The sequence below is a fragment of the Streptomyces odontomachi genome, from assembly GCF_024435355.1.
GTDB lineage: Bacteria > Actinomycetota > Actinomycetes > Streptomycetales > Streptomycetaceae > Streptomyces > Streptomyces odontomachi.
Window position 1 is genome coordinate 390,116 of the sequence record NZ_JAMJWG010000001.1, and the last position, 25,586, is coordinate 415,701.

17 protein-coding genes and 3 pseudogenes are annotated in these 25,586 nt (G+C 69.4%); 16 read left to right on the plus strand and 4 right to left on the minus strand.

Features of this window, described 5'->3' with window-relative positions; translation table 11 throughout:
* Positions 1 to 202 precede the first annotated feature (202 nt).
* From NQO67_RS01655 to NQO67_RS01670, 4 genes are all read left to right on the plus strand, one after another.
* Positions 203 to 886 (plus strand): DUF2848 family protein, encoded by a 684-nt coding sequence (locus NQO67_RS01655; RefSeq protein ID WP_255945562.1) that lies wholly within the window; start codon positions 203 to 205, stop codon positions 884 to 886.
* Between the two features lie 13 nt (positions 887 to 899).
* Positions 900 to 1,250, plus strand: a complete 351-nt coding sequence (locus NQO67_RS01660; protein WP_255945564.1) for a cupin domain-containing protein — start codon at positions 900 to 902, stop codon at positions 1,248 to 1,250.
* Between the two features lie 77 nt (positions 1,251 to 1,327).
* The gene (locus NQO67_RS01665; RefSeq protein ID WP_255945566.1) at positions 1,328 to 2,527 is read left to right on the plus strand and encodes an FAD-dependent oxidoreductase; all 1,200 of its coding nucleotides are present in this window, start codon (positions 1,328 to 1,330) and stop codon (positions 2,525 to 2,527) included.
* A gap of 136 nt (positions 2,528 to 2,663) precedes the next feature.
* Positions 2,664 to 4,058: an MFS transporter gene (locus NQO67_RS01670; protein ID WP_255945568.1), complete on the plus strand. Its 1,395-nt coding sequence runs from the start codon at positions 2,664 to 2,666 to the stop codon at positions 4,056 to 4,058.
* 113 nt (positions 4,059 to 4,171) lie between these two features.
* Here the strand turns inward: NQO67_RS01670 and NQO67_RS01675 are convergent, their stop codons facing one another.
* On the minus strand, positions 4,172 to 4,834 hold the full coding sequence (locus NQO67_RS01675; protein WP_255945570.1) for a GntR family transcriptional regulator: 663 nt from the start codon (positions 4,832 to 4,834) through the stop codon (positions 4,172 to 4,174).
* A gap of 82 nt (positions 4,835 to 4,916) precedes the next feature.
* Between NQO67_RS01675 and NQO67_RS01680 the strand changes: the two genes are divergently transcribed.
* The 8 genes from NQO67_RS01680 to NQO67_RS01715 all read left to right on the plus strand — a co-directional run bounded on the left by NQO67_RS01680 (position 4,917) and on the right by NQO67_RS01715 (position 13,860).
* Positions 4,917 to 5,741, plus strand: coding sequence for a carbon-nitrogen hydrolase family protein (locus NQO67_RS01680; protein ID WP_255945572.1), 825 nt, complete (start codon positions 4,917 to 4,919; stop codon positions 5,739 to 5,741).
* Between the two features lie 258 nt (positions 5,742 to 5,999).
* Entirely contained in the window at positions 6,000 to 6,956 is a 957-nt protein-coding gene (locus tag NQO67_RS01685) for a hypothetical protein (protein ID WP_255945574.1), read from the plus strand.
* A 423-nt stretch (positions 6,957 to 7,379) separates the two neighbouring features.
* The gene (locus NQO67_RS01690) at positions 7,380 to 8,411 is read left to right on the plus strand and encodes a LacI family DNA-binding transcriptional regulator (protein WP_255945576.1); all 1,032 of its coding nucleotides are present in this window, start codon (positions 7,380 to 7,382) and stop codon (positions 8,409 to 8,411) included.
* A gap of 168 nt (positions 8,412 to 8,579) precedes the next feature.
* A complete protein-coding gene (locus tag NQO67_RS01695) occupies positions 8,580 to 9,662 on the plus strand; it encodes an ABC transporter substrate-binding protein (protein ID WP_255945578.1) in 1,083 nt (360 codons plus the stop codon).
* A 131-nt stretch (positions 9,663 to 9,793) separates the two neighbouring features.
* On the plus strand, positions 9,794 to 11,326 hold the full coding sequence (locus NQO67_RS01700; RefSeq protein WP_255946692.1) for a sugar ABC transporter ATP-binding protein: 1,533 nt from the start codon (positions 9,794 to 9,796) through the stop codon (positions 11,324 to 11,326).
* Positions 11,319 to 12,284 (plus strand): ABC transporter permease, encoded by a 966-nt coding sequence (locus tag NQO67_RS01705; protein WP_255945580.1) that lies wholly within the window; start codon positions 11,319 to 11,321, stop codon positions 12,282 to 12,284. Before NQO67_RS01700 ends, NQO67_RS01705 begins: the two co-directional genes overlap by 8 nt.
* Positions 12,281 to 13,324: an ABC transporter permease gene (locus NQO67_RS01710; RefSeq protein ID WP_255945587.1), complete on the plus strand. Its 1,044-nt coding sequence runs from the start codon at positions 12,281 to 12,283 to the stop codon at positions 13,322 to 13,324. The genes NQO67_RS01705 and NQO67_RS01710 overlap by 4 nt, the downstream gene beginning before the upstream one ends.
* 104 nt (positions 13,325 to 13,428) lie before the next feature.
* On the plus strand, positions 13,429 to 13,860 hold the full coding sequence (locus tag NQO67_RS01715; protein WP_255945589.1) for a VOC family protein: 432 nt from the start codon (positions 13,429 to 13,431) through the stop codon (positions 13,858 to 13,860).
* A gap of 33 nt (positions 13,861 to 13,893) precedes the next feature.
* Here NQO67_RS01715 and NQO67_RS01720 read toward each other — a convergent pair whose 3' ends face one another.
* The 3 genes and pseudogenes from NQO67_RS01720 to NQO67_RS01730 form a co-directional block, all read right to left on the minus strand.
* Entirely contained in the window at positions 13,894 to 14,325 is a 432-nt protein-coding gene (locus NQO67_RS01720; protein WP_255945591.1) for a cupin domain-containing protein, read from the minus strand.
* Positions 14,326 to 14,618: 293 nt separating this feature from the next.
* Positions 14,619 to 15,518 (minus strand): annotated as a pseudogene (locus NQO67_RS01725) (non-reducing end alpha-L-arabinofuranosidase family hydrolase); the annotation flags it as partial.
* A gap of 636 nt (positions 15,519 to 16,154) precedes the next feature.
* On the minus strand, positions 16,155 to 17,831 hold the full coding sequence (locus NQO67_RS01730; RefSeq protein ID WP_255945593.1) for an IclR family transcriptional regulator domain-containing protein: 1,677 nt from the start codon (positions 17,829 to 17,831) through the stop codon (positions 16,155 to 16,157).
* Positions 17,832 to 18,658: 827 nt separating this feature from the next.
* Between NQO67_RS01730 and NQO67_RS01735 the strand changes: the two genes are divergently transcribed.
* From NQO67_RS01735 to NQO67_RS01750, 4 genes and pseudogenes are all read left to right on the plus strand, one after another.
* Entirely contained in the window at positions 18,659 to 20,299 is a 1,641-nt protein-coding gene (locus tag NQO67_RS01735) for a glycoside hydrolase family 43 protein (protein WP_255945595.1), read from the plus strand.
* 151 nt (positions 20,300 to 20,450) lie between these two features.
* A pseudogene (locus tag NQO67_RS01740) lies at positions 20,451 to 21,452 on the plus strand (glycoside hydrolase family 10 protein); the annotation flags it as partial.
* 216 nt (positions 21,453 to 21,668) lie between these two features.
* On the plus strand, positions 21,669 to 24,062 hold the full coding sequence (locus NQO67_RS01745; RefSeq protein WP_255945597.1) for a glycosyl hydrolase family 95 catalytic domain-containing protein: 2,394 nt from the start codon (positions 21,669 to 21,671) through the stop codon (positions 24,060 to 24,062).
* 292 nt (positions 24,063 to 24,354) lie between these two features.
* Positions 24,355 to 25,308: pseudogene (locus NQO67_RS01750) on the plus strand (arabinofuranosidase catalytic domain-containing protein); the annotation flags it as partial.
* Positions 25,309 to 25,586 lie beyond the last annotated feature (278 nt).

The window sequence follows — 25,586 nt, forward strand, 5'->3', positions numbered from 1 at the left end:
CAAGGCCGCAGTTGACCAGCGGGTGCGCCCCCCCGGGTTCCGCTCCGTTCCCCCCTTCCCCTCCTAGCGCACATCTTGTATACCAAGAGTGTACGTAGAAAATATCCGCTCGATCGCCCGCGTTGACGCCGGTTCCCTGGGCGTCGTCCGCACGAGTGAGCGCTTGAAAGAGCACATGAAAGAGCACATGAAAGAGGAGTGGATGACTGTCGAGTCACCTGCGGTTCCCGTCGCTCTGACCCCGCTGGGGAGCGGCGCCGCCGTGACGGTCGATGCTTCACGGGTCGTGGTCGCCGGCTACACCGGACGCGACCGGGCCGCCGTGCAACGGCACATCGACGAGCTCGCCGAGATCGGCGTGGCACCGCCGGAGCGCGTGCCGATGTACTACCCCATGCCGCCGGGCACGTTGGTGACGGACGAGAGCGTGCGGGTGCGGGGGGCGCGCACTTCGGGCGAGGCCGAGCCGGTGATCATCGTCAGCGGGGGACGTACGTACCTGGGCATCGGATCCGACCACACCGACCGCGAGCTGGAGAAAGAGGACATCGGGGCCTCGAAGCGGGTGTGCCCCAAGCCCCTGGGGCCCTCGGTCGTCGAGGTCGACCTGGCCTCGCTCGACTGGGACGCCTGCCGGCTGCGGAGTTGGGTGGACGGCACGCCCTACCAGGAGGGGCTGCTCCGTGAACTCACCCATCCCACGCACCTGCTGGAGGGCCTGGCCGCCGGTGGCGCGGACGGCCCCACCGGCGACGTCGTGCTGTTCGGCGGCACCGTTCCGCTGCTCGCCGACACCTTCCGGTTCGGGCAGGCCTGGCGGGTCGCCCTCGACCTTCCCACCGGTGAGGTGATCGAGCACCACTACACCGTCCGCCGCGAGAACTGAGCAGGAGACGACGATGGCCAAGCCCGAATTCGAGTTCTTCCCCGTCAGCGACGTGGCGTACACGGTCTGCGCGGGCGACGACCCCCTCATCACCGAGCGCATCCTCTCCCGGGACGAGGAAGGCGGCGTCGCCACCCGGATCCTGCGCTACGCGCCCGGCGCTGACTCGTCCCCGATGGGCGTCCAGATCCACGACTTCTGGGAGGAGGTCTACATCCTGGAGGGCTCCTTCACCGATCTGACCCTCGGCCGGACCTTCACCGCCGGCATGTACGCCTGCCGACCGCCGGGCATGCCGCACGGGCCCTGGCGCACCGACGAAGGGGTGCTCACGTTCGAGGCCCGCTACCGGTCGGCGCCATGACGAACGGGACGACTCGAGCCCGTGCGGCAGCACGTACGACCCATGACACAGCCGTATCCGACCGAGGTGAGACGAACGTGCCCCACCCCTCTCAGACGCCCCTCGAGATCGCGATCGCGGGTGCCGGTCCGGTCGGCATGACCCTGGCGCTGGGCCTGGCCATGGACGGTCACAACGTGACGGTCCACGAGGAACTGGACGGCCTGTCGACGGAGTCACGCGCGTCGACGTTCCACCCCTCGACGCTGGAGGAACTGGCTGCCTACGGCGTCGTGGAGGACCTCGAAAGGGAGGGCCTGCGCGTCCCCGACTACCAGTACCGTGACCGCCGCGAGGGCCTGATCGCCCGGCTGGACTTCTCCCTCATCAGAGGGCTCACCAAGTTCCCCTACCGGATCCAGGTCGAGCAGAGCTACCTGACCCGCGTCATCCTCGGCAAGCTCGCGGCGCACCCCAACGCCACCGTGCGGTTCGGGTCGAAGGTCACCGCGGCCCGTACGGTCGGCGCGCGCGCCGAGTACACCGTCGTCCGCGCCGGTGCCGCGCGTACCGAGACGGCCGACTACGTGGTGGCCGCCGACGGAGCGAGCAGCGCGGTGCGCAAGTCACTCGGCATCGGCTTCGAGGGCATGACCTATCCGGAGCGCTACATCGTCGCCTCCACGACCTTCGAGTTCCGCGAGGTGATGCCCGACATCTCGTGGGTCAACTACATCTCAGACCCCGACGAGTGGCTGCTCATGCTGCGCACTCCGCACTACTGGCGCATCATGTTCCCGCTCGGCCCCGACGAGGACGACGACCGTGCGTCGTCGTCCGCCGAGATCCAGCGGCGGCTGCACGGCGTCCACGCCCTGGACGGTGACTTCCCCGTGCTGCACACCACGGTCTACCGGGTGCACCAGCGGGTGGCCGACACCTACGCCGCCGGCCGTATCGCCCTGGCCGGCGACGCCGCGCACATCAACAACCCGCTCGGCGGCCTCGGGATGAACAGCGGCCTGTTCGACGCCTTCGCGCTCCGTGCCGCCTTCGCCGAGGCCGCTGCCGGGGCGGACGGTGTGGCGCTGCTGGCGAAGTACGCCGAGCAGCAGCGCGACATCTCCGTCGAGTACGTGGGTGCGCAGACCGACCGCAACTGGAAGCAGTTGCGGGAGTCCGATCCCCAGCGGCGGCGCGCCCAGGCGATGCGCATGCGTGACATCGTCGCCGATCCGGAAGCACACCGTCGCTTCCTGCTGCGCTCCTCGATGCTGGAACGCCGGCTCGCGGCGTGAGCCCGTCCCGCCGGCCCGGTGCGGCCCCGGCTCCCCGTCGTGTCCAGCTCGCTGCGACACCGAAGCGCGTCGACGACGACCGCGCATCCCACCGTCGGACGGCGAGTGCCGTCCGTGACTCAAGGAGACCCGTCTCGTGTCTGCGACGACCACCCCGTCCTCATCGGGTGCCACGCCTCCGAACACCAGGCAGCTCGCGGTCGTAGCGGGCGCCAGCCTGATCGGCACGGCCGTGGAGTGGTACGACTTCTTCCTCTACGGCACCGCGGCCGCCCTGGTGTTCCCCGAGGTGTTCTTCCCCGACGCCGACCCCGTCGTGGGAACCCTGCTGTCCCTGTCCACGTACGCCATCGGGTTCGTCGCCCGTCCGCTCGGCGCCGCGGTGCTCGGCAACATGGGTGACCGCAAGGGCCGCAAGGGCACCCTGATCTGGACGCTGCTGGTCATGGGCGTGGCGACGTTCCTGATCGCCTGTCTCCCCGGTTACGGCACGATCGGCGTCGCCGCACCGATCCTGCTGCTCGTGCTCCGCCTGGTGCAGGGTTTCGCGCTGGGCGGTGAGTGGGGCGGCTCGATCCTCATCGCGGCCGAACACAGTACGGCCAAGGCCCGGGCGTTCTGGACGTCGTTCCCCGCCACCGGGCCGTCGGTGGGCAACCTGATGGCCGCGGGTGTCCTCGCCATCCTTCAGGGAGTGATGTCCGACGGTGCCTTCATCGGCTACGGCTGGCGCATCGCGTTCGCCCTCTCGGCGCTGCTGGTCGTGATCGGCCTGCTGCTGCGCAACCACGTGGCCGAGACCCCCATGTTCCAGCGGGCCGCGCGGCGCCGGGAGCCGGCGCCCGGGTACCCGGTGGCCGACGCCTTCCGCTACCACTGGCGCCGCATCATCCTCGCCGTGCTGCTGCGCTTCGGCGACAACGTGAGTTTCTACCTCTTCGGCACCTACGTGCTCAGCTACGTGACGGGCGCCGACCTCTTCAGCAAGGGCACGGCGCTGACGGCCGTGACCATCAGCATGGCGTGTTGCGCCGTCGCGCTCCCGATGTTCGCGGTCATCGTCGACCGGCGCGGGCGCAAGCCGGTCCTCATCGCCTCCGGGGTGAGCTACGTGATCTGGCCGTGGGCCGGATTCGCCCTCATCGACAGCGGCGGCTTCGCCGGCCTCGCCGCCGCCGTGATCGTGGCCATGCTGGCGCACGCCCTGTTCAACGCCGTCAACGGTCCCATTTACGCGGAGCTGTTCCCGACCGAGGTGCGCTACTCGGCGATGTCCGTCGCCTACAACATCTCGGCCGTCCTCGCCGGCTCCCTGGCGCCCATCATCGCCGTCGCGCTGTACGCGCACTACGGCTCGTCGCTGCCGATCGCCGGGTACGCCGCCGGGATGGGCCTCATCGCCACCATCGCCTCCTTGTTCACCCGCGAGACCCGCAACGTCGACATGGAGCACGTGGTCCCGGACCCGGAGCGGCGGCCCGCCCCTGACCCCCACGAGGTGGTCGACCCGGCGGTGGCGGCCAAGCGGTGACAGCCGCTTTCAGCCATGGGTCGCTGCCGCGGCAGACACCGTGTCGTGCCGCGGCGGCGACCTGCGCGGTCCCCGGCGGGAAGCCGCGTCGTCCGGAGCTTGCCGGGTCCCCGCTACAACGTGAGCAACAGGGTGAGCGTGATGCGCAGATGATCGTCGATCGCCTCGTGGAGCGCGGCGACGTCACCGGCTGCCAGGGCGTCGACGATGCGCGCGTGTTCGTCGCAGACCTCGCTCCACCGCTCATGCCGGCTGCGTACGGCGGCGTAGCCGGCGCGGATCTGGCGGTCCCTCAGCCCGCCGTAGGTCTTGGACAGCAGGGCGCTGCCCGCGCTGTCCACCATCGCCTGGTGGAAGCGCCGGTCCACCGCGATGAACTCCGCAGCCAGGCTGTCGTCCGCGCGCGCCGCCAGCTCGCGCTGTGCTGCGAGAATCTCGCCGAGGGCGACCTCCGGTCGATGGCCTCCGGCGAGGATCTGGGAGGCGGCGTGCCGTTCCAGAAGCCCGCGCAGGTCGAAGAGCTCGTTCACCTCGCGGGCCGACATCGGCGGGATGTAGACACCGCGCTTGGGCTCGATGCGCACCAGGCCGTCCGCGGCGAGGATCAGAAGCGCCTCGCGGACCGGCGTGCGGCTCACCCCGACCGCGGTCGCGATGACCTGCTCGTTGAGGAACGTCCCTTGCACGGACGGGTCGGCGAGCACCTTCTCCCGCAGGTACCGCAGGGCGCGGTCACGTCCCGACAGGGCCTTGGGAGGATCAGCCGCTTCTAGCATACGAGAAGTATACAAGGATCGTCCCACCGGGACGGCGGCAATCAGCCAACCGCGACAGGACAACGAGATGAGGAGTCGAAGCATGCGCATCGCGCTCGCGCAGATGGTCAGCGGGGCCGACCCCGAGGCGAACCTCGCGGCCGTGGAAAAAGGCCTGGAGGACGCGGTCAGGGCCGGTGCGTCGCTGGTCGCGTTCCCCGAGGCGGCCATGTGCGCCTTCGGTAACCCGCTGGCGGACGTCGCCGAACCGCTCGACGGACCATGGGTGAGCCGCTTCGCCGCGCTCGCCGACCGGCACGGTGTGCTCGCGGTCGCGGGCACCTTCACGCCCACCGGGGAGAAGGGCCCGGACGGGCGGGCGAAGGTCGCGAACGTCCTGGTGGCCGCAGGACCGGACGGAGTGACGGGCTACCAGAAGATCCACCTCTACGACGCCTTCGGCTTCGCCGAGTCCGACACCGTCGTCCCCGGCACCGCGCCCGCGCTGATCTCTCACGAGGGCATCGGAATCGGCCTCGCAACCTGCTACGACGTCCGGTTCCCCGCCCTCTTCACCACCCTCGCCGACCGGGGCGCCGAGCTGGTCGTCGTCGCCGCATCCTGGGCCGGCGGTGCGGGCAAGCTCGAGCAGTGGCGGCTTCTGACGCGGGCGCGAGCGCTCGACAGCACCTGCTTCGTCGCGGCCGTGGGCCAGGCGGATCCGTCCGCGGCCGGGGGAGCGGCGGGGCGGGGGGCGCCCACGGGCATCGGCCACAGCGCGGTGATCGACCCGACCGGCCAGGTCATCGCGGAAGCCGGCGCCGCGCCTGAACTGCTGGTCGCCGACATCGACCTGGCGAGGGTGCCCGAGGTGCGCAAGGCGCTGCCCGTGCTGGCCAACCGGCGCGTCGGCGGCAGTTCCGGCTGAGTCGGGCTGGGTCGGGCTGGGTCAGGTTATGCGGAGGGTCCGCCCGGACTTCGGGCGGACCGTGCTCCAAGGCGCCGTGATGGCGGCGTGGGCGTAGCGGACGCCGACCGGAGTAGACAGAATCGGACTTTTTTGGGTGCGGGACTGACAACAGTCGACCGTGGTCTTCTTTTTTTGACAGGTCATCGCTTGTCATGGGCATGTCTGATGTATATGCGGGCAACCACCCTTAGGCCTTCCCGAGAGGATCACATCAGCGTGAAAAGTCTGAAGTCCACGGCGGCCGTCTTCGCCGCCACAGCAGCCGTCGTCCTGGGTTGCGGCCTGGGTACCGCCTACGCCAGCCCTGCACACAGCGTGGCACGTCCTCAGGCGGCGGACGCCGGTGTCTGCACCTCCGCTGCCGTCTCCGGCCACTCCGTCCGCGGGGCCATGTCCCGGAGCCAGGTCCACAGCCGGCTCTCCTCCCTGACCGCGCAGCACCGTGCGCAGTACGGGATCTCCGCCAAGGGCCCGCTGGGCACGGCAGGCAGCGACTCAGCGCAGCAGTTGCGGGTCGACATCCATCCCGCGCAGGGCACCGCGTTCAAGTCGATGTCCGGCGCCGACGGCTCCTGCGCCACCCAGTCGGTCTCCACCCAGCTCACGGTTGCGGACAGCTTCACCACCATCTACACGCCGACCATGTACCCGCCCGGCGGCTCCTGCGTCGAACTGGTCACGGTCTACACGAGGTCCGTTCGCTCGGTCTCCGCCTGGGACTGGTGCCAGAGCGTCACCTTCGAGGCATCCGTAGCGATCAACAGCTCCTTCATGAGCACCTACACCAACGGCTCCGGTGCCTACACCGGACGGGTCATAAGAACGTCGGCGTCCTCCAACACCTGGTCCGCGGCGCTCTACAACTATGCGACCGCGCGGTGGGACAACCTGTTCACACAGTCCGGAACCAACCAGTCCGGTCGCACCGACGGCTGGGACATCGAGGAGCTCTACTCCACGGTCGCCTCCTCCGGCCAGGCCTACTCCTGTGCCGACATGGCCGGAGTGACCTTCGAGTCCAGCAACATATCGGTGCGGAACAACGGTGCCTGGTCCACCGCGAACTCGTCGAACTCGGACACCCACTACGACCAGCCGAACAGCGCCTTCTACTGCCCGAGCCGCACATACCAGATGGTCAGCGCCTACGACCACTGGAAGGCCGTGGGCTGATCCCGCACGGCGTCCCGCACGTCCCCGTGCGGGCCTCGGCCGCCCCCGCCTGAGCGGGCTGCCGACCCCGCCCGATCGCCCCGCGCACCGTCCGATGCGCGGGGCGTCGGCCAGGGTGGCGCTCGCCGACGTCCATCACCCTCGCCCACGCCTGTTGGATCGCGCGAGGAAAGAGACGACGATGGCACCGTCTTGACGAAGGACTCCCCTGCCCATGGCCGCTGCACGGTGAGATCACGCCCGGCATCGCGCATGCCGTCCGTCCTTGCCGCCGGCGCCCCCGGTGGCGACAGAAGCAGGGACGGGCTCTGCCGTTGGCGACCCCCTCTTGTATAACGTTGGAAGGAAGGGTCGTTCGCATGACAGACACGCCCCCCGTGCTCCGTCCAGATGCACGACACGGCAGGCTCGGGAGGCCGGCAGATGACGGTGAGTCTTAAGGACGTCGCAGAGCGTGCGGGCGTCTCCGTCAAGACCGTCTCGAACGTGGTCAATGCCTTCCCGCACGTCACCCCGGCCACCCGGGCCCGGGTCCAGCAGGCCCTCGACGAACTGGGCTACCGTCCGAACCTGACCGCCCGTCACCTCCGGAAGGGCCGCACCGGACTCATCGCGCTGGCCATCCCCGAGCTGGGCAACCCGTACTTCGCCGAACTGGCGGGAGCGGTGATCGACGCGGCGGCCCGGCACGAGTACACCGTTCTGCTCGACCACACCCAAGGCAGGCGCGAGCAGGAGATCCAGGTCTGCCGGGGCTTCACCGCGCGGGTCATGGACGGGTTGATCCTCAGCCCCCTGGAACTCGAACCCGAGGACCTTGCGGCCCGCACCGACGGCGCCCCGCTGGTGCTGCTCGGCGAGCGTCGCTACGACCTGCCCTTCGACCACATCGCCATCGACAACATAGCGGCCGCGCGCGCCGCCGTGCGCCATCTGCTGAGCCTCGGCCGACGCCGCATCGCGTTCCTCGGGGCGCGCCAGAACCGCACCCACCAGCCTGCCCACCTGCGGCTGCTGGGCTGGCAGGCGGAGCTCGCCGCCTGGGGCGTGCCGGTCGACGAGGCGTTGGTGGCCCACACCGACGGTTGGGATCACGAGGACGGTTCCGCCGGCATGGCGCGGCTGCTGGACCTGGGACAGTTGCCGGACGCGGTGTTCGCGTACAACGACCTGATCGCCATCGGCGCGATGCGGGTGCTCTTCGAACGCGGACTGCGGGTGCCCGAGGACATCGCGGTGGTCGGCTTCGACGACATCACCGAGGCCCGTTACGGCGCCGTCACGCTCACCACCATCGCCCCGGACAAGCAGGCCATCGCCCGGTTGGCGGTCGAGTCGGTGGTGGGGCGGCTGAAGAGTGCGCAGTCCGACGCGGCGCCGCTTCCCTCGCGTGAGCTCCAGCCGGGTTTCCGGTTGATGGAACGGGAGAGCACGCTGGGTCGCCGATCCGGCTGACGCGGCGTCATGTGACGTGCGGGGCCCGGACGTAAGGTCCGTACCAGCTGTTGCCGGAGGTATTTACACCGCCCTTTCAACGATGTAAAAACCTTCCGGATGATCCACCGGCACCCGGCCCACGCTTCCCGGAGTGCTTCTCACGCTGTCCGGAACAGGGGTGTCCCCATGAAGCCGCATGCTCGCAGCACCGTCACGACCAGTGTTCTCCTTGCCGTCGGCCTGGCCGCGAGCCTTGCTCTGACCGCCGGCTGCACCAAGTCGGAGTCGGGGGACGACACCGGCAAGGCGGCCGGCTCCGGCGGTGACCAGCAGGTGGCCCAGGGCAGCGGCGGCAAGACGTGCGCCATCGGCGACTACGGGGCGAAGAAGATCGACCTCAAGTCCGCCACCGTCGGCTTCTCGCAGTCGGAGAAGGAAGCCAATCCGTTCCGTATCGCCGAGACCGCCTCGATCAAGCAGGAGGCGAAGAAGCGTGGTGTGAAACTGCTCGCCGTCAACGCGCAGTCCCAGTTCTCCAAGCAGATCAGCGATGTGCAGGACCTCATCGCCAAGGGCGCCGACCTGCTGGTGATCGCCCCGCTGAACTCCGACGGCTGGGAGCCCGTGCTCAAGTCGGCGAGTGCCAGGAAGATTCCCATCATCACGATCGACCGGCAGATCACGGCCGAGCCCTGCAAGGACTACGTGAGCTTCATCGGCTCCGACTTCACCAAGCAGGGCGAGCGTGCAGCGGACCAGATGATCAAGGCGACCGGCGGCAAGGGCGAGATCGCCATCCTGCTGGGTACCGCGGGCAACAACGTGACCACCGAGCGGACCAAGGGCTTTGCGGACCGGATCAAGGCCAAGGCCCCCGGTCTGAAGGTGGTCTTCCAGCAGACCGCCGAGTTCACCCGGGAGAAGGGCCAGTCGGTCACCGAGCAGCTCATCCAGTCCAAGCCCGGCATCAAGGGCATCTACGCGGAGAACGACGAGATGGGCCTCGGCGCCGTGAACGCGCTCAAGAGCGCCGGCAAGAAGCCGGGCGACATCAAGATCGTCACGGTGGACGGGACCCGCAACGGCGTGCAGGCCATCGTGGACGGCTGGATCTCGGGCGTCATCGAGTCCAACCCGCGCTTCGGTCCGCTGGCCTTCAGCACCCTCGACTCCTTCACCCAGGGCAAGGCCGTCGGCGAAGACATCGTCATCAAGGACGGGGAGTACGACGGCTCCAACGCCAAGGCGGACATCGGCAAGGCGTTCTGACCCGCGGCCAAGGGAGCCCACCCCCTGCCGGGGGGCGTATCCCCCCTGCGCCCCCGTCCACGCAATCCAGGAGAGCAGCGGTGACCGCATCCGTGCCACCCGGCGCAACCGGCGCACCCGAGGCATCAGGCGTGCCCGGCGCGCCTGCTGACGTCCTTGCCGTGCGCGGCCTGACCAAGCGTTTCCCCGGCGTGCTCGCCCTGGACGGGGTGGACTTCACCCTCCGCGCCGGCCAGGTGCACGCGCTCGTCGGCGAGAACGGGGCCGGCAAGTCCACCCTGATCAAGGTCCTCACCGGTGTCTACCGGCCCGACGAGGGGACCCTGCTCCAGCAGGGCGAACCGGTCGCCTTCAGCACCCCGCTCGCCGCCCAGCACGCGGGCATCTCCACCATCTACCAGGAGGTCAACCTCATCCCTCTGATGAGTGTGGCCCGCAACCTCTTCCTCGGCCGGGAACCGCGCACCCGCCTCGGCCTGATCGACTTCGCCCGCATGCACCGTGAGGCGGCCCGCATCCTGCTCGACTACGGTGTGGACGTCGACGTCCGCAAGCCGCTGCGGACCCTCGGTGTGGGCGCCCAGCAGATGGTCGCACTCGCCCGTGCGGCCGGCGTCGACGCCCGCGTCGTCATCATGGACGAACCCACCTCCTCCCTCGAACCGCGCGAGGTGGAGACCCTCTTCGGCGTCATCCGGCGGCTGCGCGGCGACGGCATCGCCGTGGTCTACGTCAGCCATCGCATGGACGAGCTGTACGCCGTCTGCGACACGGTCACCGTGCTGCGCGACGGCCGTGTGGTGCACACCGGACCGCTCGCCGGGACCGACCGGCTCCGGCTCGTGTCCCTGATGCTCGGGCGCGACCTGCGCGAGGTACGCGCCGAGGGGCTGACGAAGTTCAGCGGCGCGCACGACACCGGCACCGAGCCGGTACTGCACGCCGAGGGCCTGACCCGCCGCCATCAGCTGCACGACGTCTCGCTGCGCATCCGCCCCGGCGAGGTCGTCGGCCTCGGCGGGCTGCTCGGTTCGGGGCGCACCGAGACGGCGAAGGCCATCGCCGGTGCGCTGGCGCTGGGCGCCGGCAAGGTCACGGTCGCCGGCGTGCCGGTGCGCACCGGGTCGACCGGGGCCGCGATCCGGGCCGGCATCAGCCTGCTGCCGGAGGACCGCAAGTCCGAGGGGATCGTGCCGGGCCTGTCCGTGCGGGAGAACATCGCGCTGGCCGCGCTGCCGCGGATGTCCCGCCTCGGCCTGGTCTCGGAGGCCCGTATCGACGCCGTCGTGGAGACCTTCATGACACGGCTGCGCATCAAGGCCGCGAGCCCCCACCAGAGGGTCGACGAGCTGTCCGGAGGCAACCAGCAGAAGGTGCTGCTGGCCCGCTGGCTCGCGGTACACCCCAAGGTGCTGCTCCTGGACGAGCCCACCCGCGGCATCGACGTCGGCGCCAAGGCCGAGGTCCAGAAACTCATCGACGAACTCGCCGAGGACGGCCTCGGCGTGCTGCTGATCTCCTCCGACGTGGAGGAGCTGATCGAAGGGTCGGACCGGCTGGTGGTGCTCAGGGACGGTGCGGTCGTCAGGGAACTGGTCGGCGACGACGTCACCGAGGACGGGCTGCTGCGGGCGATAGCCGAGGAGGCCGCGGTCCATGGCTGATCTCGCGCTGCGCAAGACGGCGTTCGCCGACCGGGCCACCCTGGCCCGCCGGCTCCAGGACTTCGGGGTCTACGCGGGCGTCGCCGTCCTGCTGCTGTTCAACCTCCTCTTCACCGACCACTTCTTCTCCGTCGAGAATTTCCGCACCCAGGCCGTCCAGGTCGCCCCGGTCCTGATCGTCGCCCTCGGCATGGCGCTTGCCATCGGTTCCGAGGGCATCGACCTGTCCGTGGGCGCCGTGATGGCGCTGGCCACCTCGCTGATCTCGCTCTACCTCGGCTACGGCCCCTGGCTGGCGCTGCTCGTCGCCCTGCTCGGCGGCGCCGTGGTGGGCCTGGTCAACGGCCTGCTCATCGCCGTCGTCGGTGTGCAGCCCATCGTGGCCACGCTGGCGTTGATGGTCGGCGGGCGCGGTATCGCCCTCGTGATGCTGCCGCAGCTCAAGGACGTCCGGGACGGCGGGATGGGGGAGCTCGGCTCCGGTGAGCTGGCCGGCATCCCGTATCTGGCCCTCATCGCCGCCGCGCTGGCGGTCCTGATGGGCTTCATGATGCGCCGCACCACGTTCGGACGGCAGCTCCTCGCGATCGGCGACAGCCGCCCGGCCGCGCAGCTTGCGGGGCTTCCGGTGCGACGGGTGCTGATCGTCGTCTATGTCTGCTCCGGGCTGCTCGCCGCCACGGCCGGTTTCCTCTCCACGGCCCGGCTCCAGGCCAGCGACCCCAGCTCGCTCGGGAACCTGATGGAGCTGTCCGCGATCACGGCGGTGGTCGTCGGCGGCACACCGTTGACCGGCGGCCGGGTCCGGGTCGGCGGCACCGTGGCCGGCGCCGTGCTGATCCAGCTGCTCACGGCCACCCTCATCAAGCACGATCTGGCGTCGTCGTGGACGCAGATCGCCCAGGCCGTGGTGATCGTGCTCGCGGTGTACGCGGCACGGGAGAGGGGCAAGCGGTGACCGTCCCGAAGACCGCTGAGAACACTGCCGGTCAGCGCCAGGCCGCCACCGCGGCGGACGGCGGCGAGCGGGACTCCGCGGCCGCCTCACGCGAACGCCTGAGCGCGCTCGCCCAGCAGCACGGCGCCCTGGTGGCGCTGGTGGCCCTCACCGTCGTGGCCTCGTTCTCCTTCGGCTCGTTCGCCACGGCGGACAACGTGGAGAACATCGCGATGTCCTCCTCGTTCCTCGCCGTGGTGGCCCTCGGCATGACCTTCGTCATCGTCACCGGCGGCATCGACCTGTCCGTCGGGTCCGTCTTCGTGCTCGGCGGTGTGCTCGCGGCCTGGGGCTCGCGGTACGGGACGGCGGTCGCCGTGCTGCTTCCGCTGGCGGTCTGCGGGCTGATGGGTCTGGTCAACGGCCTGCTCATCGCCAGGACCCGGCTCGCGCCGTTCATCGTCACCCTCGCTGCCATGCTCGCCGCCCGCGGGATCATGCTGGGCGTCACGGACCAGGGCGCCACCACCTTCCTCGTCGACAAGGACGCCTTCTTCGCCCGGCTCGGGCAGGGCGGCCTCGCCGGGATCGGGGTGCCGGTCTGGATCACCGTGGTGCTGTTCGTGGCGGGTGCCGTCGTGCTGCGCCGCAGCCGGTTCGGCCAGCACGTCTACGCCGTCGGGGGCAACGAGGGCGCAGCGGCGCTGATGGGCGTCCCGGTGGCCCGCACGAAGACGCTCGTCTACACGCTCTCGGGGCTGCTGGCGGGCCTCGCCGGAGCGCTCAACGCCGCCTACCTGGCCTCCGGTGTGACGATCCTCGGGTACGGCATGGAACTCGACGCCATCGCCGCCGTGGTGATCGGCGGCACGCTGCTCACCGGCGGACTCGGCTATGTGAGCGGTGCGCTGGTCGGTGTGCTGCTGCTGAAGGTGATCCAGAACGTCATCAACCAGATCGGCTCCCTGGACTCGGCCTACCAGCAGGTGGTCAGCGGGGCGTTCCTGGTGCTGGTCGTGGTCGCCCAGACGTGGTTGGGCCGGCAGCGGCGGGTGCTCTGAGCGGGCCGCGTCGGCTCGATCGGAGCACCGCACCGTTTTGCCGGACCAGGATCGGGCAGGGCAGTTCAGCAGACGGGCACCGCCGAGGAAGGACAGCACACCACATGAGCGTTCCCCACACACCCATGCCGCGGTTCCACCTGGCGATGCCGGTCGACGACCTGGCCGCCGCACGGCAGTTCTACGGCGGGGTACTCGGCCTGGAGCAGGGCCGCAGCGCTGACACCTGGGTGGACTGGAACCTCCACGGCCACCAGTTCGTCACCCACCTCGCCCCCGCCGGCCCGGAGCGAGCACACAACCAGGTGGACGGTCACGACGTCCCCGTGCCGCATTTCGGCCTCATCCTGAGCCCGCCCCAGTTCCAGGCATTGGCCGAACGGCTCCGTGCCGCAGGCACGACCTTCGTCATCGAACCCCACGTGCGCTTCGCCGGCCGGCCGGGCGAGCAATGGACGATGTTCCTCCTCGACCCGGCCGGCAACGCCCTGGAGTTCAAGGCGTTCGCCGACGATTCCCAGATCTTCGCCGACTGACACGCCCCGTCGGGTTCGTACGGGCTGAGCGGTCTACTCGAAGTCGCAGCCGGGGTTGGGCGCGTCCTCGGACGTGGGAGCGCCCTGCGGCAGGACGTACAGCACATCCAGGACCAGCGGTGTGGTCCCGAGGTTGCGCCCGATGTGTACCTCGTCCGGCGGTTCCGTGATCGTGGTGCCCGTCGGGTACACACCGTTGGACCGGCAGGTGGAGTCGAAGTGGCTGAGCGTGCCCTGCTGGACGTAGCCGTAGACGGTGCCGTCGTGGAAGTGCCAGCCGGTGCTCTGGCCCGGTGGCACGGTGAGCGTCCGCAGGACGTAGTCCGTCCCGTCGATGGTGGTCTGGGAGATGGTCGTGCCCGTGACGCCCGGTCCGGCCGGGGTGGCGAAGGCCGGTCCTGTCCCGGCGGACACACCGAGCACGGCGGCCGTGACCAGCCCCACTCGCAACAGGTTTCTCCGCATGCCGTTCTGCCTTTCCCGTGGTGTGAGGGCTTCCGCCCGCGGTGACGAGGGCGCCGTCAGGACGGTGGGGAGACCGGCCGCCGCATGACGCCGAGCAAGCGTGACATGCGTATGCGTCAGGTGCGGTCTCCCAGGTGCAGAACACGCCAAACCTTCCTGGCACGGTCCGGGCCGTCGCCCGCCCGGACCTCGTGCACCGTACCCACGGGGAAAGTACGCAGCGGAGAGGAACCCCAGCCGGCACACGGCTGGGGTTCCTCGAGGCGGTGAGTGCCGGTCAGCAGATGGACAGGTCAGTGCTGGAGGGTGAGGACACCCGGCCGCCAGGGCAGTTTGTTGTAGTCGCCGCCCGCGCTGGGGGACTTGCCCTGGTAGAGGAATTGCAGGTTGCAGGGGTCGATGGTCATGGTCTGGTCGGGGTTGTTGCGGACCAGGTCGCCGTGGCTGATGTCGTTGGTCCAGCTGGCGCCGCTGTTGGCCTTGCCGGCGAAGGGGTTGCTCTCGCTGGCGGCCTGCGGGGTCCATGAACCGCTGAGGCTGGAGGACGTGAACGAGCGGAAGTAGCGCCCGTTCGAGCCGATCGCCTCGACGATCATGAGGTACTGGTTCTGGTCCTGGACCTTGTAGACCTGCGGTGCCTCGAAGAGGTTGTTCGTCGAGTCGCTCATGACCTGCGTGTACGACGAGCCGAAGTTGCCGGGGAAGTTCCCGATCGGCATGCTCGCCCGGTAGATCTTGCCGTTGTCACCGGCGAAGAACAGGTACATGTTCGAGCCGTCGGCGATCAGGGTCTGGTCGATCGGGCCGGTGCCGGAGCCGGAGATGCTGCCGGTGAACAGTGACTGCGGCGAGGACCAGCCGTTGGGGTTGGTGGGGTCGCTCGACGTGCGGTACATGAAGGGCGACGCGCCCCACTGGTAGGCCAGCACCCAGATGTTCTTGGGGGCGAAGTAGAACAGCGTGGGCGCCACCGCGGACTGGCTCATCCCGGTCTGGCTGGCCGAGCCCATGTCCGACCAGTTCGTGAAGGAACCGAACGCCATCGAGCCCCAGTTCGACCCGTAGTTCGTCCCGTAGACCAGGTGCTTGCCGTTGTAGACCACGTTGGTGAAGTCCTTCAGCGCGACCCACCCGTTGGCCGGTTGGGCCAGCACACCCGTCGACGACCACCGGTACGTCGACGGAAGGGAACACGCTGCGGCCGCCGACGGGGTGGTGGTGACCGCCTGAGCCGGGTTGGCGACGAGCGTCGCCGCCAAGGAGACCAGGGCCGCGGCCCCGGCGGCGAGCGTCACGGACAGACGGGTGCGGCTGAGCTTTCCTCTGAGCATGGGAACCTCTTGATTCTTGGGTAAACGGTTCCGGTTGGCCCCGTCAGAGGCTCTCCGGACGGTCGGTGAGGTGCGGTTCCTGGCGGTCAGGACCGAGGCTCGGCGCCGGCCGAGGCACGGGAGGGCTGATGAGTGGCGCGCTCGTGAAAGGTTCGTCATATCGAACAAGGGTCGAAGTGTCGAGCATGCTGGATGATAGGGGACCGGTGAACAGCGTCAATACCTATCGCAAAATTCGCCCCCTGCGGCGAAACGTTTCGCAAGGTTCTGCCGCTGAACATCGCAGGTCAAGCCGATTGAACGGCCTGATCGGGCGGATGCACAGCCTTTGGGCGCCGGGGCGAAGCCCGTTGAGCGGGCGGTGTTGGGATGGCTGGACGCCTCTCGGGTTTCGTACCTTTCGGGCCGTCTTGTTGGCGAGGCCCCGCGGTGGTGGAGGCGTGGAGGCCCGTCGGGAATGACGACATACGATTCGTATCGCGAACGACGTGGGTGTCCTCAGGCTTCCTGGACATGCGAGAAACGGCCGGCGACGCGGAGGTCGGCGGTGATGGCGTCGGCCGTCGCCCGCAGTTCGGGGAGCACGTCCGCCACGATCTCCCGGGTGGTGCGGCGACCGCTGTGCAGGGCGACGTTGACGGCAGCGACCGCGCGGCCGGTGCGGTCGTGGACCGGTACGGCGATGGAACGGAGGCCTTCCTCGAGCTCCTGATCGACCAGCGCGTATCCGCTGGCGGCCACCTGGTCCAGAACGGCGGCCAGCTCCTCACGACCCGTCACGGTGTGCGGGGTGAGGGAGGTCAGGTGGGCCCGTGCCAGGTGCCTGGCCCGGTCGGCGGCAGGGAGGGCACCGAGCAGCACCCGGCCCGTCGAGGTGGCATGAGCCGGAAGACGGGTTCCGACGGTGACGTCCACGCTCATGATCCGCCGGGCCGCGACCCGCGCGGTGTAGCGCACCTCGTCCCCGTCGAGCACCGCCAGCGACGTCGAGTCGTGCACCCGCTCGGTGAGCGTCGTCAGATGGGGCTGGGCGATCTGCGGCAGGCGGAGGTCGGACAGCGGCGCGTAGCCGAGCGCCAACACGCGGGGGGTGAGACGGAAGGTTCCCGCCTCGGACGTGACGTATCCCAGGTGGGTGAGGGTGATCAGGGCCCGGCGTGCGGTGGCCCTGGCCTGGCCGGTCGCCTGGGCGACGGCGGTGAGGGGCAGTGACTCGCGGCCCGGTCCGAACGCGGTGAGCACACCGAGCCCGCGGGCGAGCGAGCCGACGAACCCCTGGCCGAGTTCCTGCTTCGAAGCCGAGATCCATGAGGCCCGGTGGGCGCCGGGCGGCGCCGGCTCCGGATGCGGGGCCTCCCGCAGTCGCCGTTCCATCGCGGCGACCGTCTCGCGCACGGTGGGCAGCAGCCGCTCCCGCAGGTCCTCGGCGCTGTGCCGGCTGGTGTGGCTGACCAGGCTCGCCACGCAGGCCAGGGTCCCGTCCGGGGCGTGCACCGGCAGGGAGAGCGCGACCAGGCCCGGCTCGATGAGCTGGTCGTCCAGCGCCCAGCCCTGCTCGCCCGCCTGCCGTGCCCAGGCGATGAACTCCGCCTCCGCCGGCACGCGGGCGGCATCGCCCGGAGGCAACGCGGGAAAGCCCACGCCGTCCGGATCGGCCGCCCGGCGCCGCCGCCACCGCTCCCAGTCCGCCTCGTGCCAGCCGGCGGCGACCAGGGGTCCTGGACCGCAGCGCTCGACGGGCAGCAGGTCACCGACGCGGAAGCTGACGGACAGTGCGCGGCGCCGCGTGGTCTGGTGGATGAAGCGGACACCGGCACCGTCGGCCACCGCGAGCGAGACCGACTCGTTCAGCTCGCCGGCGAGTTCGCGGGCGTACGGGCCCAGCAGGTCCGGCAGGCGCAGCCCCTCCAGGTAGGCGTTGCCGAGTTCCATCAGCGGCGGGGCGAGGACGGGTGTTCGTCCGTCCATGCGCAGATAGCCCATGCGCTCCAGGGTCCCGGTGAGCCGGTCGAGGGTGGCGCGGGCCAGGCCCGTCGCCCGCTCCAGTTCGGGCAGGCTCAGTGCACCGTCGGTGTCGGTGAGGGCCCGCAGCACCGTCGTACCACGTATCAGCGGGGCGACGGCTTCGGCCGGTGCTTGATCGGCGGCTGCGACCGGACTGGGCGGCAGGGGCATGGGGCCTCCGTGCTGTCGGCTCAGCAAGGTGGCGGTGCCGGCCGCCGACCTCGTCACCACCGCGCGGACGGCCCGCGCCGGACGGACGCCATCTTTTCAGGTCGGCCGTCAGGGCGAGAAGCAGGCAGTGCGGGGAGATCGGGTGCAGCGGGAGCTCCCCAACCGGTCGACCGGCCGGCCGGCCGGCGGTGCCCGGCTGGGGGTGCCAAGGCCGGCTGCCTCCAGACGGCTGAGGGGCTCGAAACCATGGGGCGAAACATTCGGGTGCCGAACCGAACTTCTACCGGTGTGATGCCGGTGCCGATCAAGTGGTCGGGGCGCCGAGTTGGAGCAGGGATCTGTGTTCACGAAGGCAGAAGGCCCTTAAGTTCCGATTCTTCGGTGATAGTTGAGCGAAACTGTTCGAAACATCGGGGTCTTAGTTGCGATTGAGTCCGGTCTCCGCGAGGGGTATTGACGTCCTTCGCTCGCTCTCTATCATCGCTTGCTGTCCGACTATTCGACTGTCGTTCGTTATTTCGAACAACGTTAAGGGCGGAAGGGTCGGAATCGCTCACCCGAACGGCGTACGGCAGCCCCCACACCATCCGTTCCGGTAAGGCGTAGCCACGCGTGTCGTCCGTGCTGGAGATCGACGGCACAGGCGATGGACCCGTGGCACGCCTCCGGTCGAGCCATGGAGTTACCCGTGCCCCTCCTCCACGTGGGAGTCCGCGCTCAGCCGAGCCTGCGGGCGAGTGGGGTCCGAACCGCCTTCCGCCAGGCCAGAGCGCAGGGCAGCCCGCTGTCCACACACCTGCATTCCCTCAGCAAAGGAGAGACCTCGCATGTCCTGGCTCGATCACGTCCACAGCCGGCGGGAAACCCTGGCGAAGGCTTCCGGCCTGGCGGCGGCGGCCGCTGTCCCCGTCGGGGCGGCTCCGGACGCCGCGGCGGCCGCTCGCCCTCCCGTGCAGCAACCCTCCGCTGCTGCCGCGTCGTTCTCGAACCCGGTGGTCTGGCAGGACTTCGCGGACGTCGACATCATCCGTGTCGGTGACACGTACTACTACTCGGCTTCCACGATGCACTACTCGCCCGGTGCGCCGATCCTGCGCTCCTACGACCTGGTCAACTGGGAGTTCGCCGGCCACTCGCTGCCCACCCTGGACTTCGGCGCCAAGTACGACCTCGACGGCGGGCGGGCCTACATCAAGGGCGTGTGGGCGTCCTCCCTCAACTACCGGCCCAGCAACAAGACGTTCTACTGGATCGGCTGCATCGAGTTCAGCAAGTCGTACATCTACACCGCCCCGGCCGTCGAGGGACCGTGGAGCAGGCTGACGACCATCAACAACGCCTACTACGACTGCGGGCTGCTCATCGATGACGACGACACGATGTACGTGTCCTACGGCAACACCACCATCAGCGTCGCCCAGCTTTCCGCGGACGGGAAGAGCCAGGTGCGTGCGCAGCAGGTGTTCTCCACGCCCTCCAGCGTGGGCACCCTGGAGGGCTCCCGCTTCTACAAGATCAACGGTAGCTATTACATCTTCCTGACCCGGCCCGCCAACGGCCAGTACATCCTGAAGTCCACCAGCGGGCCCTTCGGCCCGTACACCATGCGCCAGGTCCTGCTCGACATGCCGGGACCCATCTCCGGCGGTGGGGTACCGCACCAGGGCGGGCTGGTGCAGACGCAGAACGGCGACTGGTACTACATGGCCTTCGTCGACTCCTACCCCGGCGGCCGGGTCCCGGCCCTGGCCCCGATCACCTGGTCCTCCGACGGCTGGCCCACCATCCAGACGGTCAACGGAGCCTGGGGCGCCTCCTACCCCTTCCCCAACCTTCCCGCCCACCCGGTCACCCCGCTCATCGGCGTCGACACCTTCGACGGCACCAGCCTCAAGCCGCAGTGGGAGTGGAACCACAACCCCGACACCAGCAAGTACACGGTGGACAACGGCCTGACCCTGCACACCGCCACCGTCACAGGCGACCTCTACCAGGCCCGCAACACCCTCACCCACCGCATCCAGGGACCCACCTCCACCGCAACCATCACCCTCGACCCCTCCGCCATGAGGGACGGTGACCGGGCCGGACTCGCCCTGCTGCGCGACTCCTCCGCCTGGATCGGCATCAAACGCGACAACGGCGCCACCCGGGTGGTGATGGTGGACGGGCTGACGATGGACAGCAACTGGAACACCACCGGCACCGGCACGGAAAGAGCGAGCGCCGGCGTCTCCGGCGACCGCATCTGGCTGCGCGCCCACGCCGACGTCCATCCGGGTGCGCCCCGCCCCGCCACCTTCTCCTACAGCACCGACGGCACCACCTTCACCACCCTCGGCCCCACCTTCACCATGGGCAACAACTGGCCGTTCTTCATGGGCTACCGCTACGCCATGTTCAACCACGCCACCCAGGCGCTCGGCGGCTCGGTGAAGGTCGAGCGGTTCGAACTGGTCACACCCTGACCGCAGCGCTTCCCCGCAGCAGGGCCACCGAAGGACAGGCACCTCGGCGGGGCCCGGGGCCCTCGGCCCCAGAAGGCGGCGTCCGCCCAGCCCGTCCGGCCGGGCGGTCGACCGCCGTTACCCCACACACCCGCACTTCCAGAGGAGCGGAATGAACATTCGGATCGGAACTCGTCGGCGCGTGACGTTAGCTGCGGGGCTGTTCACCGCTGCCGTGCTGACCGTCGCCGCCACCCAGTCCAGCTCCGCGGCCAGCACGCTGGGCGCACAGGCCGCGCAGTCCGGCCGTTACTTCGGCACGGCGGTGGCCAACTACAAGCTCAGTGACGGGACGTACTCCGGGATTCTCGACCGGGAGTTCAACATGATCACCCCGGAGAACGAGATGAAGTGGGACACCACGGAGCCCTCCCGCGGCTCGTTCAACTTCGGCCCCGCGGACTCGATCGTCAGCCACGCCCAGGCACACGGCCAGCGGATGCGCGGCCACACCCTCGTCTGGCACTCCCAGCTGCCGAGCTGGGTGAGCAGCATCTCGGACGCGAACACCCTGCGCAGCGTGATGAACAACCACATCACCCAGGAGATGTCCCACTACAAGGGCAAGATCTACGCCTGGGACGTGGTCAACGAGGCCTTCGCCGACGGCAGCAGCAACCACCGCAGCTCGGTGTTCCAGAACGTGCTGGGCAACGGCTTCATCGAGGAGGCCTTCAAGACCGCGCGCTCGGTCGACTCGTCGGCGAAGCTCTGCTACAACGACTACAACATCGAGGACTGGAACGCGGCCAAGACGCAGGGCGTCTACAACATGGTCAAGGACTTCAAGTCCCGCGGTGTGCCGATCGACTGCGTCGGCTTCCAGAGCCACTTCGGCACCGGCGGCCCGCCGTCCAACTTCCAGACCACGCTGTCCAACTTCGCCGCCCTAGGCGTGGACGTGCAGATCACCGAGCTGGACATCGCCCAGGCGTCGAGCACCAACTACTCCAACACCGTCAGGGCGTGCATGAACGTCTCGCGCTGCACCGGCATCACGGTGTGGGGCATTCGCGACAGCGACTCCTGGCGCAGTGGTGACAGCCCGCTGCTGTTCGACAACAACGGCAACAAGAAGGCCGCGTACAGCGCCGTCCTGAGCGCACTCGGCGGCTAGTACCGACCTCATGACGGCCGGCCGACAACGGGGGAGATCCCTCGTGGACCGATGGGGGAGGACTCCGCTCCGGAACTCGCGGCAAGCAGAGCTCCGCCGATCGCCCACCAGCCCCGCGTCGGCCGGCCGTTCGACTTGCGGAAGGGCCCCGCAATCCACCGCGCCAGCATGTCCGAAGGAGTACGGCGAATGCGTCGCCACTGGAGAAAGCCCGTGTTGACAGGCAGCGCCGTGGGGCTGCTGGCAGCTTGTGCGCTGGCGGCCACCGGCCCCTCGGCGTCGGCCGCCACCGTCACGACGGCCTGGCAGAACGGCCGTTTCATGGTGGACACGCCGAACGTCGTGCGCCGCTCGGACATCGTCCTGAAGCATGCCAACACCGACGTCAGCGGGTTCGTCCCGCTCGGCAACGGCACGCTGGGCGCGTCGGCGTGGGCCGCGGACGGCTTCACCGCACAGCTGAACCGCAACGACACCTTCCCGGACCGCAAGTCGCCCGGTCGGGTGGTCATCCCCGGGCTGAGCAAGCTCACCGGAGCCTCCGACTTCACGGGCCACCTCGACCTGTACGACGGCACCCTGCACGAGTCCGGCGGCGGAATGACCCTGACCGCCTATGTGCGGGCCGACACCGCGCAGCTGGTCGTGGACGTCACCGGTGCCGACCCGAACAGTACGCAGACCGCTCAGGTCAGGCTCTGGAACGGCCGCAACCCGAGCGCGCAGGCGTCCGGTTCCGTGGCGACCCTGTCGGAGACCTGGACGGACAGCGGCACGACCGGTGCCTCCGGCCGGACGTTCGGCACCTTGGCGGGGATCAGCGCGGGTGGCCGCGACGTCCAGGCCAGCACGCCGGACGCGCGCACCGGCCAGGTCAGCTTCCACCCCGACAGCGACGGCTCCTTCCGCGTCATCGCCGTCTCCCCGGGCTGGACCGGCGGCGACGCCATCGGCACGGCGACCCAGCTGTTCGGCAGCGACCTGACCCGCCCCGCCGACGACCTCGCCGCCTCCCACGTGGCCTGGTGGCACGACTACTGGGACAGCGCGGGCCTGATCAAGATCACGTCCAGTGACGGCTCGGGCGAGTACTTCGAGAACATGCGCACCCTGTACCTCTACGACATCGCCGCGTCCAACCGCGGCTCCCTGCCGGCCACCCAGGCCGGCGAGGCGAACCTGTTCGCCGTCGCTCAGGACTCCCAACCCTGGTATCCGGCCGGGTACTGGTTCTGGAACATGCGTATGGACATCCAGGCAGACCTGTCGGCCGGCGTGTCCTTCCTGAACGCCCCCATGTTCAACCTCTACCGCGGCAACCTCGACAACATCGCCGCCTGGACCGGCCAGCACTACCCGAACCACCAGGGGTTGTGCGTGCCGGAGACCATGCGGTTCAACGGCAACGGGTACTACACACCGGACTGGGCCGAGGGCAACGCCTCCTGCGATTCGACGATCGCCCCGTCGTACAACTCGCAGACCGTCACCAGCGGCGCCGAGATAGGCCTGTGGGTGTGGCAGACCTACCTGATGACCGACGACACGTCCTTCCTCGCGCAGAACTACCCGTTGGTCAAGGGCGCCGCACAGTTCCTGCTGTCGCACGCCAGGACCGGTTCGGACGGGCTGCTGCACACCACTTCCAACGCGCACGAGACGCAGTGGGCGGTCGACGACCCCACCACGGACGTGGCCGCCATGCAGGCCCTCTTCCCGGTCGCGGCCAGCGCGGCCCGGACGCTCGGCGTCGACTCCGACCTGGTTGGCCAACTCGACGCGGCCATCCCCAAGCTACGACCGCTGCCGCGCACCGACACCGCCACCCAGACGCAGGTGCTGGGCCCGTCCGCAGACTCCGCCGGAAACGACATGATCGCCCTGTCCGGCCAGCCCACCGCCGAGAAGCACAACGTGGAGAACCTGGGCCTGGAAGCGGTGTGGCCGTACAACCTGATCGGCGACAGCGGCAACCAGTCGGACCTGGCCAAGCGCACCTACGACCATCGCAGCTACGTCACCGAGAACGACTGGAGCTTCGACGCGTTGCACGCGGCACGGCTCGGCCTGGGCGACGAGATGCGCACCGCGATGATCGCCAACATCCAGAAGTACCAGGTCTTCGACAACGGCATGGCCAGCTGGGACGCCAAAACCGGCACACCGTACCTGGAGGAGCTGGGCGTCGACGCGTCGGCCGTCAGCGAGGGCCTGGTCCAGGACTACGACGGCACCCTGCGCGTCGCCCCGGGTTGGCCCAGCGGCTGGGACGCCGACGGCACCGTGTACATCCAGCATCGGGGCAGGGCCCATGTCCAGATCCGCGGCGGCCAGCTGACCACCGTCGCCGTCGAGGCCGGCGCCGACGGGAACGTCACCGTACGCAACCCCTGGGCCGGGCAGAACGTGGAGGTCGTGGACGGCTCCGGACGCACGGTACTGACCGACCAGACCGGCTCGACGCTCACCGTTCCCGCCGAAGCCGGCGCGTCCTATCTCATCCAGCGCGTCTCATCGCCGACCACCTCGCTCCCCTTCGAGCAGGTCGGCGGCGGCCCCGCCACCACTCCGAAGGGCCTCAGCGGGCGCCACATCGGCGTGTCCTGACCGGCTCGCCGGTGCGCGGGGCACGCGGCCCCGCACACCGGCGTCGCACGACGGCACTACGGGCGGCCATGCACCTTGCCTCGTGTCGCACGACACCGGGCCTCGCGTACTCGGCCGCGTGCAGCCCCCATCCACCTCAAGGAGGAAAACAGTGAGGCATTCGTTCGTCCTGCCGTCAGGACGCGGCGGCCGTGGCCGGCGCTCGCCCGTGGCGGTCGTCGCCTGCTTACTGCTGGCGCTGGTCGCGGTGCTGGCGGCCACGTTCACCTCGTCGGCGCCGGCGTCGGCGGCCGGCACGGGTCCCTGTGACCTCTACGCGTCGGGCGGCACGCCGTGCGTGGCCGCGCACAGCACCGTGCGCGCGCTCTACGGCTCCTACAGCGGCCGGCTGTACCAGGTCCGGCGCGCGTCCGACAACGCGACGCGGGACATCGCCGCCGTGAGTGCGGGCGGTGCGGCCGACGCGGCTGCGCAGGACTCGTTCTGCTCCGGCACCTCGTGCGTCATCACCTGGGTCTACGACCAGTCCGGGCACGGCAACGACCTCGGCTACCAGGGCCCGGGCGGAATCGGTGGCTCCGACGTGGCCGCGAACGCGACCAGCGAGTCGCTCACGATCGGCAGCAACAAGGCGTACTCGCTCTACATCAACCCCCGGAACAGCTACTGGCGTGACGGCCACGCCTCGGGTGTGCCCACCGGCAGCGCGCCCGAAGGCATGTACATGGTGACCAGCGGCACACACGTCAACAACGGCTGCTGCTTCGACTACGGCAACAGCGAGACGACCCGCAAGGCCGACGGCGCCGGGGCCATGGACGCCATCAACTTCAGCACCTCCTGCTGGTTCGGCGGCTGCTCCGGCAGCGGCCCCTGGGTCCAGGCGGACCTCGAATACGGCCTGTACCCCGGCGGCAGCACGTCCTGGAACCCCAACCAGCGCGCGTTCACCAGCAAGTTCGTCACCGCGACCCTGAAGAACAACGGCACGTCACGCTTCGCCATCAAGGGCAGCAACGCGCAGTCCGGCAGCCTGTACACCCTGTACGACGGCGGCCTGCCGAACGGATACAGCCCCATGAGGAAGCAGGGCGCCATCATCCTGGGCAGCGGCGGTGACTGCTGCAACGGCAACACCAACCTCAGCGCCGGCACCTTCTACGAGGGCGCCATCGTCTCGGGCTACCCCTCCGACCAGACCGAGAACGCCGTCCAGTCCAACATCGTCGCCGCCGGCTACCGCTGAGCACCCGATCTCTCCTCACGACCCGGCCGGACGAGGGCGACCGCTGGTTGCCGCCTTCGTCCGGCCGTTTCCCTTGCCCCGTCATGCCGGCCCCGTCCGCGCCATCTGACGCAAGGTGGGAAACCCTTTTCTCGATCGGCACGCGGGAACAGCGCAGGCCAGTAGCCACCCGAACGCCAACATGCCCGCGCTGCACCAGCTTTGCCCGTGTCAACTCTTGACGCCACCCATGCCGGCGCCTACCTTTCCGGATGAGAAAAGGTTTTCCTTCTTGCGTA

Bases quoted from the DNA above. Each gene is read 5' to 3' on its own strand.
- NQO67_RS01695 (WP_255945578.1), top strand. From the start codon at position 8,580: ATGAAGCCGCATGCTCGCAGCACCGTCACGACCAGTGTTCTCCTTGCC.
- NQO67_RS01680 (WP_255945572.1), top strand. From the start codon at position 4,917: ATGCGCATCGCGCTCGCGCAGATGGTCAGCGGGGCCGACCCCGAGGCG.
- NQO67_RS01660 (WP_255945564.1), top strand. From the start codon at position 900: ATGGCCAAGCCCGAATTCGAGTTCTTCCCCGTCAGCGACGTGGCGTAC.
- NQO67_RS01690 (WP_255945576.1), top strand. From the start codon at position 7,380: ATGACGGTGAGTCTTAAGGACGTCGCAGAGCGTGCGGGCGTCTCCGTC.
- NQO67_RS01675 (WP_255945570.1), bottom strand. From the start codon at position 4,834: ATGCTAGAAGCGGCTGATCCTCCCAAGGCCCTGTCGGGACGTGACCGC.
- NQO67_RS01715 (WP_255945589.1), top strand. From the start codon at position 13,429: ATGAGCGTTCCCCACACACCCATGCCGCGGTTCCACCTGGCGATGCCG.
- NQO67_RS01720 (WP_255945591.1), bottom strand. From the start codon at position 14,325: ATGCGGAGAAACCTGTTGCGAGTGGGGCTGGTCACGGCCGCCGTGCTC.
- NQO67_RS01730 (WP_255945593.1), bottom strand. From the start codon at position 17,831: ATGCCCCTGCCGCCCAGTCCGGTCGCAGCCGCCGATCAAGCACCGGCC.
- NQO67_RS01735 (WP_255945595.1), top strand. From the start codon at position 18,659: ATGTCCTGGCTCGATCACGTCCACAGCCGGCGGGAAACCCTGGCGAAG.
- NQO67_RS01705 (WP_255945580.1), top strand. From the start codon at position 11,319: ATGGCTGATCTCGCGCTGCGCAAGACGGCGTTCGCCGACCGGGCCACC.
- NQO67_RS01655 (WP_255945562.1), top strand. From the start codon at position 203: ATGACTGTCGAGTCACCTGCGGTTCCCGTCGCTCTGACCCCGCTGGGG.